The sequence below is a fragment of the Arthrobacter alkaliphilus genome, assembly GCF_021483235.1.
Lineage (GTDB): Bacteria > Actinomycetota > Actinomycetes > Actinomycetales > Micrococcaceae > Arthrobacter > Arthrobacter alkaliphilus.
This window is the reverse complement of sequence record NZ_JAKEEC010000011.1, coordinates 36,179-48,209: the sequence shown is the minus strand read 5'-3', so window position 1 is coordinate 48,209 and position 12,031 is coordinate 36,179. Positions and strand designations below refer to the sequence as shown.

The following is a 12,031-nucleotide window of genomic DNA, read 5'->3' as shown; positions in this document are numbered from 1 at the left end:
TTCCGAGCCTCCCGGGCACAACGTAGCGTCGCTCCCACAACGTCATCGGACATAGAGGAGGAGAACGTCATGAGCGGCATTCTTATGGCGGCCGGAGTGACGGAGCCGGACGCGCTGCAATGTATTTCACGAGGCGTGGAGATCCAGAAACTCGGATGGCGGATGAGCGTCTGCGCCGACCAAGCCGATTCCGTTCTTGCCAGGCTCGCGCAGCTGCAACTCGAGCAGTGGGAGTCACCGGCCGGCAATGCCTACCGGACTACGCTTGCCCTGCAGGCCGCCTCCCTCCGACGGGGGCGTGATTCCTTGCGCGAGTCCGCCGCAGCCACCCTCCGCCATGCCCAGAAGGTGGCAGCGAAGCCCCAGCCTGGCTTCTGATGGCCGAGGTCGCTCCTCCAGGCGCGGGCGGAGCGCCGCACCCGCGAACACCCGGGCCGGATGGCCCATTGCGGATACGCGGCGGAGTCGGCGGAATCCGCTTCCAATTCGAAGAGCTGCTTGCAGGTGCCGCCGCGCTGGACGGACTGGTGGTCCAACTGCAGGCCATTGAAGTGGAGGCTGAAGCGGTGAAGGTGGCTCTCTTCCCGCACCAAACCTCGTCCTACACGAGCGGAAGCGACGCCATCATTGCCGTGGGAGAGAGCGGCCGGGAGATTGGACGCGTCCGCGAACAGCTTCAGCGGATCGGCAGCGATGTCAGGGCAAGCCATCGTGAATACGAGTTCGCGGAAGCGCATGCGGCGATCAGGTTGCGGATGGGCTGGGGAATGCCTGCCACCGCGGCTGGTCCGGCTCCGCTGGACCTTGGCTTGAGGGGCGCCACGGAAGGAGCTGTCCGGGACCTAAACCGGATGATCGGGCTGCTCGTCGGAACACCGCCGGCGATGGTCAACCTTGCAGGGGTCGCCGTCGGGCCCGCTGACGTCGGTGCAATCCTCAGAACGATCCTCGCGGTCCCCGCCTTGGCTGTCCTCAGGCCACGGCCCGTTCTCGTCACCCGGGGAGAGACCGCCACCAAGAGCGTGGACCTCTCGGCAGCAGGAATGCTCCGGGAGCTGGATCACCTCGGCACAACTTCAGAGGGCGATATAGAAGTGGTGCAGGTCGATAAGGACGGCGAACGCGCCTGGGTGGTATTGATTCCGGGCACCCAGCCGGGTAGTCCGCCGGGAGGCAGCAATCCGTTGGACGAAGCCGGGATTGCGGAAGCGCTGGGTTTCAACTCGATGGAGACCGGCAAGGCCATCCGCCAAGCGCTGCTCGAGGCAGGCGCGTCTGCCGGCGAATCGGTGGTGGCAGTTGGCCACAGCCAAGGCGGAATCCATGCCATGAACCTGAGCAGGGACAAAGCGTTCCTCGCAGACTATGACCTCAGGTTTGTGGTGACGGCCGGGTCGCCGGTCGGCGGGATCACCCCGCAAGCCGGCATCGGAAGCCTGCACCTGGAACACGAACAGGATTGGGTTCCCGGAGCGGAAGGCAAAGCGAATCCGGACACGAAGGACAGGGTGACGGTCACCATGACCAATCCCGTGATCCTGGAACCAGGTGAGGACCAAGGAATCGGGCCGGCGCACAAGCTCTCTCGCTACGAGGAAGGGGCAAGGCTGGTTCAGCTCAGCTCCGATCCTTCACTGGCTGCTTCCACGGCCGCCCTCGGGGGGATACTGGGCGCCGGTGGAATGGCCAAGGTGAGCCGGTTCAAGCTGACCCGCGAAGCACCCACGGGTTCCGCTGGGAAGGCGGGCGCCGCAGGACGCGCTGCGGGCCGTTAGTCCCGGTTACCGCCTGCCGCCAGGAATCCAGCTGGCCACCATGGAGATCAGGCTGATGATGATCGCGGCGAGAACCGCGGTCCAGAAGAACCGGTCGATGGTGAGGTGCACTGGCGTGTAACTGCTGAGCCAAGCTGTCAAGGACAACATGGCCGCGTTGATGACTATCGTGAACAGGCCGAGAGTGAGGACCGTGATCGGAAGGGAGAGCAGCTTGACCAGTGGTCGCACAAAGGCATTGACGATGCCAAAAATGAGTCCTATGAAGAGATAGGCAAGGACCAGACCCAAGGTGTCGCCGCCTTGAGTGACGCCCGCGTTGCTTACCGCATTGGTGGTTGCCGACGACGAAATATGCATCCCCGGCAGAATCCAGCTGGCAACCCAGAGGGCCAGCCCGTTGATCAGGACACGCACAATGAATGAACCCATACGCCCATGCTTTCACATGGTCCGGATGCGTCACGCGGTGGCCAGGGAACGGCCAGCATCGCCCGAGGCCCTGCAAGTAGGCTGGTGCCATGAATTCTTCTGACAACGCACCGGAGGGCGTGCGTCCCCGTCCGGTTTTGGACAGGCTCCCCAAATACGCTGCAGGCAAGCCGCCCGTAGCGATCGAGGGCCTGACCAGTTACAAGCTGTCGTCCAATGAAAACCCGCTGCCCCCGATTCCCGCTGTGCTCGAAGCGATCGCCGACCAGTCGGACATCAACCGCTACCCGGATCCGCTCTCCACGAAGCTCCGCACGGCGCTCGCAGACTTCCTGGGAATCCCGGCTGACGACGTTGTCACCGGAGCCGGAAGCCTCGGAGCCCTGAATCAGATCCTTTCCACGTTTGCCGGACAGAACCACGACGGCAAGGCTGACGAGGTGATCTATGCCTGGCGTTCGTTCGAGGCTTACCCGATCTGCGTAGGGTTGGCCGGGGCTGAGAGTGTCCAGGTCCCGTTGCTTTCCGACGGCCGCCACGATCTCGAGGCCATGGCGGCCGCTGTCACCGTCCGCACCAAGGTGATTTTGCTTTGCACGCCGAACAACCCCACCGGTCCGATCCTCACCGCCGAGGAAACCGAACGGTTCATCCAGTCAGTGCCGGCAGGCGTCGTGGTTGTCATCGATGAGGCTTATCAGGAGTTCGTCAGGGACGAGAACGCCGTGGACGGTATCAAGTTGTACCGCAAGTACCCCAATGTCGTGGTCCTGCGAACGTTTTCCAAGGCCCACGGCCTTGCCGGGCTTCGCGTTGGCTACAGCGTTTCCGGTCCGGATCTGACCCAGCACCTGCGTGTTACCGCAACCCCGTTCGCGGTTTCCCAAATTGCCGAGCGCGCCGCAATTACTTCCTTGGCGAATTTCGACCAAGTTGTTGAAAGGGTACAAACCCTGGTCGATGAACGGGACCGGGTTACCGCCGGACTCCGGGAGCTGGGATGGTTCGTTCCCGAGGCCCAGGGCAACTTCGTGTGGCTGAATCTTGGCGAGGACAGCGCCGAGTTTGCCGGACTTGCCGCCGAGCGTGCGTTGTCCGTGCGGGCCTTCGGCAACGAAGGCGTCCGGGTCAGCATCGGAGAAGTCGAAGCCAATACGCGCTTCTTGGAACTCTGTGCGTCCTATACAAAAGCACCGCGGCCTTCCTAGCGGTTAACAAATGCCCCTGCGTCCCTTACTGCGGATAAAGTAAGGGACGAAAGCAAAGATATGCCGATTCCGGAATGCATTCCGGAATCGGCATATATCAGCGAATATTGCTCAGCGTCAGCTGCGGCAGGCAAGGAGACGGAATGGGCGCACCTCAATTGCCCACACCCGGGATCAACGGAACGGGACTGGAACAGCAGTCTCCGGCGGGAGGCGCTTCAAATGATCCCGCTGCCGACATGATCCAGCTGCTGGGGCCGGACGGCAAGCTCGGGACGGATCCTATCTTCTCGGACTACGCCAAGCGCCTTGATCCCGAGCAGCTCCGGGGTTTCTACGCCGACATGGCCAAGGTCCGCCGCTTCGACCAGGAAGCCACGGCCCTCCAGCGCCAGGGCGAGCTGGCCCTTTGGGTTCCCCTCACGGGGCAGGAGGCCGCCCAGATCGGTTCCGGGCGTGCTACCCAGCGGCAGGACTACATTTTCCCCACATACCGGGAGCACGGCGTCGCGTTGACCCGTCATGTGGACCTCGCCGAACTCCTGAAGCTCTTCCGTGGGATTTCGAATGGTGGCTGGGACCCCACCGAGAACAACTTCCACCTCTACACCCTCGTGCTTGCGGCCCAGACGCTGCATTCGGTTGGCTACGCCATGGGAATCCAGCGTGACCAGAAGCTCGCGGAAGCCCATGGCTCCAACGATCCCAAGGCCGCTGTTGTGGCCTACTTCGGAGACGGTGCAAGCTCTGAAGGCGACGTCCACGAATCCATGGTCTTCGCGGCGTCCTACAACGCCCCCGTGGTGTTCTTCTGCCAAAACAACCACTGGGCGATTTCAGTCCCCACCGAAGTCCAGACCAAGGTTCCGCTGTTCAACCGCGCCAAGGGGTACGGCTTCCCGGGCATCCGGGTGGACGGCAACGACGTCATCGCGGTCCATGCGGTCACAGAGTGGGCGCTTGAGCACGCACGCGAAGGCCGCGGCCCGGTACTCATCGAGGCGTACACGTACCGCGTCGGTGCCCACACCACCGCGGACGATCCCACCAAGTACCGCGAATCCGCCGAGGAGATTTCATGGCGGGGCAAGGATCCCTTGGATCGGCTGGAGAAGTACCTCCGCAGCGAGGGCCTCGCCGACGACGCGTTCTTTGAGCAAGTCCGGGTTGACGGCGACAAGCTCGCAGCACACGTCCGCAGCACCACGCAAAGCCTGCAGGGTCCCGACATCCGCGAGTCGTTCGCCGGTGTCTATGCCGAGCCACACCCGCTCGTGGCCGAGGAACTCGCTTGGTTCGAGGAATACTCCGCCGGATTCGAAGGCGCCGAGGCAGAAGGGACGGGCAACTGATGACCACCATGACCATTGCCAAGGCCATCAACGAAGGCTTGCGCGCCACGCTCACCAACAACCCGAAGTCCTTGCTCATGGGCGAGGACATCGGGCCGCTGGGCGGTGTCTACCGGGTAACCGACGGGCTCGTCAGGGAGTTCGGTGCGGACCGGGTCGTGGATACCCCCCTGGCTGAGTCCGGCATCGTCGGCACGGCCATTGGCCTGGCCTTGCGCGGCTACCGTCCCGTCTGTGAAATCCAGTTCGACGGTTTTGTGTTCCCTGGCTTCAACCAGATCACCACGCAATTGGCCAAGATGCACTCGCGCAGCGGTGGCAAGCTGACAGTTCCCGTGGTCATCCGCATTCCCTACGGCGGCGGCATCGGCTCGATCGAACACCACTCGGAATCGCCAGAAGCGCTGTTCGCCCACACGGCCGGCCTGCGCATCATTACTCCGTCCAATGCCCACGACGCCTACTGGATGATCCAGCAGGCCGTTGACTGCACGGACCCGGTCATCTTCTTCGAACCCAAGCGCCGCTACTGGCTCAAGGGCGAGGTGGACACCGAGAACCCGGGACCGGCGTCGGACCCGTTCCAAGCGCACGTGCTGCGCGAAGGCTCCGACGCCACGATCGTGGCTTACGGGCCGCTGGTCCCGGTTGCCCTGGCAGCCGCGGCGGCGGCGGAAGAGGACGGGCGCAGCATCGAGGTGATCGACCTCCGCTCGATTTCACCCATCGACTTCGACACCGTCACAGCTTCCGTGAAGAAGACAGGCCGCTTGATCGTTGCGCACGAAGCACCTACCTTCGGCGGGATCGGCGGCGAGATCTCTGCGCGGATCAGTGAGCGGGCCTTCCTGCACCTGGAGGCTCCGGTGATCCGCGTGGGCGGCTTCCACATGCCTTATCCGGTGGCGAAGGTGGAAGAGGACTACTTGCCGGACATCGACAAGATCCTTGAAGCCCTGGACCACTCCCTGTCCTACTAGCCGCCCCTGATTGCATCCGCCGCCAAACGGACGGACCAGCCGAGATCGAGGACCCAAGTGACTGTTAAGAAATTCAACCTGCCGGATGTCGGCGAAGGCCTGACCGAGGCGGAAGTTGTCTCCTGGAAGGTCAAGCCCGGTGACACCGTGGCCATCAACGACGTCATCTGCGAGATCGAAACCGCCAAGTCCTTGGTGGAATTGCCGTCCCCGTATGCGGGCACCGTGGCGGAATTGCTCGTTGCCGAGGGCGTCACGGTTGAAGTAGGAACGGCGATCATCGGAATTTCGGACAACGCGCCGGGAGAATCGGAGCCCGCGCCGGCCACGGCCTCACCGGCGGTCGAACCGGCCCCCGCCTCGGCGGCAGTAGCGGCGCCGCCCGCGGAGCCTGCTGCCGAACAGATCGTCGAGACCTTGATGTACGGCAAGTTGCCTGACGACGCCGGAACATCCGAGGGCGGTCCGGCCGCCAGCCCGTTGGTTGGCTCCGGCCCCAAGGCCGACGCCGTCAAGCGTCGCCCGCGCAAGCGTCCCGAAGGTGCAGCTCCCGCGGCGCCGAGCACGGCACAGGAACCCGTTGCCGAGCAGCCCGCAACCGCGGCGCCGAGCACGGCACAGGCAACCGCCACCGCAAGCCCCGCAACCGCAAGCCAAGCGCCGGGACCCACAAGGCTCGGCGTAGCTGTCAGCGGCCTCGTCAACCGGGTCCTGGCCAAGCCTCCCGTGCGCAAGATCGCCCGTGAACTCGGGATCGACCTGGCCGACGTCGTGGCCACGGGAGCCCGCGGCGAAGTGACCCGCGAGGATGTGGTCAGCTACCAGTCGCAGCGCGATGCCGAGGTGGACAAGGCAGACAAGTTCTGGGCGGCCTCCAGGAAACCGCAGGACCAGCGAGTGGAACGGATCCCGGTCAAGGGCGTCCGCAGGGCCACGGCCAAGGCCATGGTGGAGTCGGCCTTCACGGCGCCGCACGTGAGCATCTTCGTTGATGTGGACGCCAGCCGCACCATGGAATTCGTCAAGCGGCTCAAGGCCTCCAGGGACTTCGAGGGCATCAAGGTGTCGCCGCTGCTGATCCTCTCGAAGGCCGTGATCTGGGCTGCGGCGCGCAATCCCAGCGTCAACGCGACCTGGGTGGAGAACGCCGACGGTAACGGCAACGCGGAGATCCACGTCAAGCACTACATGAACCTGGGTATTGCAGCGGCTACGCCGCGCGGGCTCATGGTGCCGAACATCAAGGATGCCCAGGACCTTTCCCTCAAGGAATTGGCGCTGGCCCTGAACGAGTTGGCCAGCACGGCCCGGGCGGGCAAGACCCAGCCTTCACAGATGCAGGGCGGCTCGCTGACCATCACGAACATCGGCGCCCTGGGCATCGACACTGGAACGCCCATCATCAACCCCGGTGAGGTGGCGATCGTTGCGTTCGGCACCATCAAGCAAAAGCCTTGGGTGCTCGACGGCGAGGTGATCCCCCGCTGGATCACGACGCTGGGCGGTTCGTTCGATCACCGTGTGGTGGACGGGGACCTCTCCGCCCGTTTCATGGCCGACGTCGCATCCATTCTCGAAGAACCGGCCCTGCTGCTTGACTGAGCGGCAGGTCGCCCGGGTCCTGACGGAAGTCTTCCAGCCGCCGGCCGTCGTCGCGGTCTTGCTGCTTATCAGCCCCGCGGTGGATCCGGGGTTTCCGGGGACCATATGGTTCGGTGTCCTGGCGCGCTCTTTGTCTGCGTGCTGCCGCTGGCCCTCATTTTGGTCCTGGTTCGGCTTGGTAGGCTCAGCGACCACCACGTCAGCGACCGCAAGGACCGCGTGCCCATTCTGATGCTTGCGCTCGTGTCCGTGATCGCGGGGCTGGTGGTCCTCAACCTCATTCACGCGCCGGCAAGCGTGTCAGCGATGATCCTTGCGCTGATTGGCGGCATCACGGTGTTGGCTGCAGTAAGCCTCGCGTGGAAAATCAGCGGTCATGCCTCGGCAATTTCGGCGGCCGGAGTCATCGTGGCCCTCATGTTCGGGCCGGCGTGGTTGCCGCTGATGCTTCTGGTTCCTGCCGTCGGCTGGTCCCGCGTCGTCCTGGGGGACCATACCCGCGGCCAGGTGGTCGCCGGCTCGCTGTTCGGCGGGGTGGTCATCGCGGGACTTTGGTGGGTCCTGCGGGGTTGGCTGAGCTAGTAGGACGTGTAGCTGAGCGCGAGGTCGCGCAGTTGCTGGTCGTTCATGCTGCCGATCATCCCCAATGACAGCACCATGGCCAGGGCTCCGACCGCGAGCATCGCGGAAGCAACCACAAGCAGCAACTTCCAGTCCGAGCGAAGGATGCTGCGGAACGTCTCCGGCATCTGGAGGAACGGGGAGATCATGTTCGGAGCGCTGTCCACTGAGCCGTCGTCGAGAATTGCCACGATCCGGTCATTTGCCCGGTCGAAGCGCATGGAGCTGATGTGGTTGCCATGGCGCGCGAGCAGGATGTCGTGTCCGACGCGTTGGCGCGGCTGCAGAGTAAGCAAAAGGGATCCCCTACGGGTCGATGTGATGGGCGGCTCGCGCCCTTGGGGGCCACTCCAATTTTATCGGCGGCGCCCTGGTGCCAAGGCCCAAAACGGCCCGGAATCAGGGTGAGACCGCCCACCACACCGGGTGATCCCCGTCAAACGACGGGGGTCCGGGAGTCCCTTACGGTTCGTCTGTCTTGGCGATGTAGACGTCGCACGGTGCATTGTGCGCCACCGAGTTCGCAACACTGCCGAGAACCCTGGCGAGGCCCTGCATGCGGCGATTACCGACCACGATCACTTGGGCGCCCACCCGTTCGGCTTCCTTGACCAAGGCCTCTCCGGCTTTGCCGAAGACGGCCCCGTAGCTGGTGGTCAATTGCTCGGAGGCGAGTTCGGCGGCGACTTTGCTGGCCACCTTCTCCGCGGCGTCGGCGTCCGAGAGGATCCACTTGTCGCCGCCGCTTTCGACGACCTCCACGTGGGTGCCTTCAAAAGCGGTGATTACGCGCAGCTCCGCACCCAGGGCGGTCGCCAAATTCTTTGCCGAATCGGCGGCCCTTCTCGCCGTCACGCTGCCGTCGACTCCGACGAGGACTATTCCGCTCATATCTCTGCTCCTTTGCTGATGACATCAATGGCTTCTTGCAAGACCGGCGCCAATCGGCGGACGCCTTCGGCGATGGCCTCCGGTGGCACTGCGCTGAAAGCCAACCTCAGTTTGTTGGATGGTTCGTCCGAGTGTGTGAACGCCGCGCCGGGGATGAACACGACCCCCGCCTCGATCGCCTTCTTAAGTAGCGGATACGTGTCAACGCCCTCGGGCAGAGTGACCCATACGAAGAACCCGCCGTCCGGCCTGGTCCAAGTGAGCCCGGAGGGCATGTGCTCTTCGAGCGCCACCAGCAGGGCATTGCAGCGCTCCTCGTACAGGGCCCGGTAGGTGTCAATCTGCCCGCGCCAGTCATAGTCGCGAAGATATGCCGAGATGATCATCTGGTTCAGGGTGGGCGGGCACAAGGTCACGGCTTCCGAAGCCAGGTAGAAGCGCCGCTGCAAGTGCTCGGGTACAAGGGCCCATCCGATGCGCAGCCCGGGGGCAAAGATTTTGGAGAACGAACCCATATAGATCACGTCGTGCTCATTTGCAGCCCGCATTGGTTCCAATGGCTTGCCGTCGAAACGCAGGAGGCCGTAGGGGTTGTCCTCCAGCACGAGAATATTCGCTTTGCTGCATATGTCGACGATGCGCTGCCGCCTCGCCGGAGCAAGCGTGATGCCGGACGGGTTGTTGAAGTTGGGGATCGTGTAGAGGAACTTGATGGCTTTGCCCTCGGCCTGGAGCGCCGCGATCTTGGCTTCCAGGAGTTCCGGAACCAAGCCGTCGTCGTCCATGTCCACGGCCTCAACCTGGACCTGGTACGCCTCGAAGGTGTTCAGCGCGCCCACGTAGGTGGGGTTCTCCACGAGGACCACGTCGCCGGGATTGCAGAAGACCTTGGTGGCCACGTCCTGCGCAGATTGCGAGCCCGCGGTGATAACCACGTTCTCCGGCCGGGCGTCCAGGATGCCCTCGGCGGCCATGATCTCGCAGATTTGGGCGCGCAGTTCTTCGGTGCCCTGTCCGCCGCCGTACTGCAGCGCCGTCATGCCCTCTTCCGCGATGATGCGCGCGGCGGTTTGGCCCAGCTTGTCGAGCGGCAGGGACTGCAGGTAGGGGTTTCCGCCGGCGAGGGAGACCAGCCCCGCGCGCATTGAAATGTCGAACACGTCCCGCACGGCGGACTGCTTGATGTTGGCGGCGCGCTCCGAGAAAAGTCCCTCGTGGCGGTGGGCGGCAGTTGCTGCGCGCTCAATTGCGTCGATTGCTTCCGCGGGCAGCTCGGGCCCGGCATCCAATGTTTCGTGGGTCACACTGAAAGGATACTCCCCGGAGTTGCCAAATGAGCAACGGATGTTTCATCCCGATTTCGGGATTTGCGATGCGAATTGCTTTACGTCGGGACACGGGAAGGCTGGAATAGAGCCATGACGACGCATCCCGAACTCGACTCCATGGCTCTTCGCTTCCACCAGCTCCATGCTGCGCCGCATGCACCGTTGGTATTGGTGAATGCGTGGGACGCGGCATCTGCGCGCATGGTCGAGGCGGCGGGCGCGACGGCGGTGGCCACCTCCAGCTCGGCTATCTCCTGGAGCCTGGGGTACCAGGACGGGAACCACCTTCCGCGGCACCTCGCGATGGAAGCGCTGGCCCGGATTGCTAAGGCCACCCGTTTGCCTGTGACCGCGGATATCGAGACGGGGTACGGCCGCACCGACGAAGAACTCCAAGCCACCGTTCGGGCAGTGCTGGACGCGGGTGCCGTCGGAATCAACATTGAGGACTCGGCCGAACAACCACTGAGCGATATCTCGGAACACTCCAAGCGCATCGCGCTGATCAGGCGGACGGCTGACGACGCGGGCGTCCGGCTGTTTATCAATGCCCGAACCGACACCTACTGGTCCGGAGAGTTTCCGGATACTGCGTACGAAGAAACGCTGCGCCGCGCAGAGGCCTACCAGAATGCGGGAGCGGATGGAATATTCGTGCCCGGGTTGGCGGATCTCCATGTCCTGCACGAACTTTCCCGGCGGATCAGCCTGCCTCTCAATGCGCTGGCGGGCGTGGGCTCGCCCTCGCCCGGTGAACTGCACGACGCCGGTGTGCGGCGAATCAGCATCGGCGGCGGCACAGCCAGGGCGGCGTATGCGGCTGTTTCCAGGCTGGCCGTTGAAATTCTCGGCGACGGAAACTGGTCGGGGCTCGCCGCGAGCCGGAGCTACGCGGACATGGACGCGATCTTCGAGTGACCCGGCTTCAGCGCAAACTCAGGAGATCCGTCAGGGCATTCCCGTCGATGTAGATCTCGGCCTGCGACGCGCCCGTGGCCGCCACCGCGGTTTGCGCCAGCTGCGCCTCGATCCGCGGGGTGTCACACACCCCGCCAGCATGAAGTGAACCGCTCAGGTTCACGACGGCGGTGGTGCCGTCGAGATAGCCCGAAACATAGCGCAGCGCGGAGCCCGAGAGTGCGTTGTACAAACCTGCCCGCGACGCCGCGCCGTCCGGCGGCGCCAACAATTGCCCCATCGCCATGGCCAGCACGTCGCTACCCGAAGGAGCGGTGACGTGGACTGCCACGAGGCTGTCGCCACAGCCGAACCGCATGCCGTGGCTGCCGCCGTCGCCGATCGCCACGAAATAGACGGAGGTCCCGGTAGATTCGCCGGTGCTGGGAAGCGGCATCTGAACCGACCCGCTCGCCGGTTCTTGCGGGCTGGCCGTGGTTGGGCGCGACGCCGTGGTTGGCCGCGAGGCCGTGGTTGGTGCGTTGACATACGGCGGAGGCGCCGGGAGGGGTGCGGGAACCGGCCCGGCTACGGGCTCCTGAGTCGACTGGATGAAGCCGGGCGAGGCTGGCCACGCGGAGCGTGACCCGGCCGGAGCGCCGCCGTCGGGGGAAGCGCAGCCAGCCAGGCTGGGAGCGAGGGATAGCCACAGCGCGGCGATCGCCGTCGTGCATTTCACGCCGCGTCCGATCCGCATGACAGCTCCCGAACTTGTCCTGATGACCCCTGGTCCGTAACTCAAGGTTACGGGCGGGCATGCGGGCGGAGACCCCTTGGACCATGACGGTTCGGCCTCAGCTCAGTCACGGATTGGTAGCGGTGCCTGGCCATGCGCGCATAAAAATGCCCCCGCCCAGCCTCGCGGCGGAACGGGGGCATCTCCGC

Annotated in this window: 13 protein-coding genes; 8 read left to right on the top strand and 5 right to left on the bottom strand. The window is 64.3% G+C overall.

Features of this window, described 5'->3' with window-relative positions:
* The first annotated feature begins 69 nt into the window (after positions 1–69).
* A complete protein-coding gene (locus L0B83_RS09760) occupies positions 70–378 on the top strand; it encodes a hypothetical protein (RefSeq protein ID WP_234758212.1) in 309 nt (102 codons plus the stop codon).
* Positions 378–1,775, top strand: coding sequence for an alpha/beta hydrolase family protein (locus tag L0B83_RS09755; RefSeq protein ID WP_234758211.1), 1,398 nt, complete (start codon positions 378–380; stop codon positions 1,773–1,775). Before L0B83_RS09760 ends, L0B83_RS09755 begins: the two co-directional genes overlap by 1 nt.
* Before the next feature lie 6 nt (positions 1,776–1,781).
* Here L0B83_RS09755 and L0B83_RS09750 read toward each other — a convergent pair whose 3' ends face one another.
* Positions 1,782–2,207: a phage holin family protein gene (locus L0B83_RS09750; RefSeq protein WP_234758210.1), complete on the bottom strand. Its 426-nt coding sequence runs from the start codon at positions 2,205–2,207 to the stop codon at positions 1,782–1,784.
* A gap of 89 nt (positions 2,208–2,296) precedes the next feature.
* On the opposite strand from L0B83_RS09750, the gene L0B83_RS09745 reads away from it, so the two are divergent.
* The 5 genes from L0B83_RS09745 (at position 2,297) to L0B83_RS09725 (ending at position 7,931) form a co-directional block, all read left to right on the top strand.
* Positions 2,297–3,415 (top strand): histidinol-phosphate transaminase, encoded by a 1,119-nt coding sequence (locus L0B83_RS09745; RefSeq protein ID WP_234758209.1) that lies wholly within the window; start codon positions 2,297–2,299, stop codon positions 3,413–3,415.
* Between the two features lie 143 nt (positions 3,416–3,558).
* Positions 3,559–4,767, top strand: coding sequence for a pyruvate dehydrogenase (acetyl-transferring) E1 component subunit alpha (gene pdhA / locus L0B83_RS09740; RefSeq protein WP_234758208.1), 1,209 nt, complete (start codon positions 3,559–3,561; stop codon positions 4,765–4,767).
* Complete coding sequence (locus L0B83_RS09735) at positions 4,767–5,747, top strand: alpha-ketoacid dehydrogenase subunit beta (RefSeq protein ID WP_234758207.1); 981 nt, start codon at positions 4,767–4,769, stop codon at positions 5,745–5,747. The genes pdhA and L0B83_RS09735 overlap by 1 nt, the downstream gene beginning before the upstream one ends.
* A gap of 57 nt (positions 5,748–5,804) precedes the next feature.
* A complete protein-coding gene (locus L0B83_RS09730; protein ID WP_234758206.1) occupies positions 5,805–7,349 on the top strand; it encodes a dihydrolipoamide acetyltransferase family protein in 1,545 nt (514 codons plus the stop codon).
* Positions 7,350–7,454: 105 nt separating this feature from the next.
* Entirely contained in the window at positions 7,455–7,931 is a 477-nt protein-coding gene (locus L0B83_RS09725) for a phosphatase PAP2 family protein (protein ID WP_308193975.1), read from the top strand.
* Here L0B83_RS09725 and L0B83_RS09720 read toward each other — a convergent pair.
* The 3 genes from L0B83_RS09720 to L0B83_RS09710 form a co-directional block, all read right to left on the bottom strand.
* Complete coding sequence (locus L0B83_RS09720) at positions 7,928–8,266, bottom strand: hypothetical protein (RefSeq protein WP_234758205.1); 339 nt, start codon at positions 8,264–8,266, stop codon at positions 7,928–7,930. The genes L0B83_RS09725 and L0B83_RS09720 overlap by 4 nt on opposite strands.
* Before the next feature lie 166 nt (positions 8,267–8,432).
* Positions 8,433–8,861, bottom strand: coding sequence for a universal stress protein (locus L0B83_RS09715; RefSeq protein ID WP_234758204.1), 429 nt, complete (start codon positions 8,859–8,861; stop codon positions 8,433–8,435).
* Positions 8,858–10,165 (bottom strand): aminotransferase-like domain-containing protein, encoded by a 1,308-nt coding sequence (locus tag L0B83_RS09710; protein ID WP_234758203.1) that lies wholly within the window; start codon positions 10,163–10,165, stop codon positions 8,858–8,860. The genes L0B83_RS09715 and L0B83_RS09710 overlap by 4 nt, the downstream gene beginning before the upstream one ends.
* A gap of 114 nt (positions 10,166–10,279) precedes the next feature.
* On the opposite strand from L0B83_RS09710, the gene L0B83_RS09705 reads away from it, so the two are divergent.
* Complete coding sequence (locus tag L0B83_RS09705; protein WP_234758202.1) at positions 10,280–11,107, top strand: isocitrate lyase/PEP mutase family protein; 828 nt, start codon at positions 10,280–10,282, stop codon at positions 11,105–11,107.
* A gap of 7 nt (positions 11,108–11,114) precedes the next feature.
* Here L0B83_RS09705 and L0B83_RS09700 read toward each other — a convergent pair whose 3' ends face one another.
* Positions 11,115–11,843 (bottom strand): GerMN domain-containing protein, encoded by a 729-nt coding sequence (locus L0B83_RS09700; protein ID WP_234758201.1) that lies wholly within the window; start codon positions 11,841–11,843, stop codon positions 11,115–11,117.
* Positions 11,844–12,031: the final 188 nt, after the last annotated feature.

Bases quoted from the DNA above. Each gene is read 5' to 3' on its own strand.
- L0B83_RS09760 (WP_234758212.1), top strand. From the start codon at position 70: ATGAGCGGCATTCTTATGGCGGCCGGAGTGACGGAGCCGGACGCGCTG.
- L0B83_RS09755 (WP_234758211.1), top strand. From the start codon at position 378: ATGGCCGAGGTCGCTCCTCCAGGCGCGGGCGGAGCGCCGCACCCGCGA.
- L0B83_RS09750 (WP_234758210.1), bottom strand. From the start codon at position 2,207: ATGGGTTCATTCATTGTGCGTGTCCTGATCAACGGGCTGGCCCTCTGG.
- L0B83_RS09745 (WP_234758209.1), top strand. From the start codon at position 2,297: ATGAATTCTTCTGACAACGCACCGGAGGGCGTGCGTCCCCGTCCGGTT.
- pdhA (WP_234758208.1), top strand. From the start codon at position 3,559: ATGGGCGCACCTCAATTGCCCACACCCGGGATCAACGGAACGGGACTG.
- L0B83_RS09735 (WP_234758207.1), top strand. From the start codon at position 4,767: ATGACCACCATGACCATTGCCAAGGCCATCAACGAAGGCTTGCGCGCC.
- L0B83_RS09725 (WP_308193975.1), top strand. From the start codon at position 7,455: ATGGTTCGGTGTCCTGGCGCGCTCTTTGTCTGCGTGCTGCCGCTGGCC.
- L0B83_RS09715 (WP_234758204.1), bottom strand. From the start codon at position 8,861: ATGAGCGGAATAGTCCTCGTCGGAGTCGACGGCAGCGTGACGGCGAGA.
- L0B83_RS09705 (WP_234758202.1), top strand. From the start codon at position 10,280: ATGACGACGCATCCCGAACTCGACTCCATGGCTCTTCGCTTCCACCAG.
- L0B83_RS09700 (WP_234758201.1), bottom strand. From the start codon at position 11,843: ATGCGGATCGGACGCGGCGTGAAATGCACGACGGCGATCGCCGCGCTG.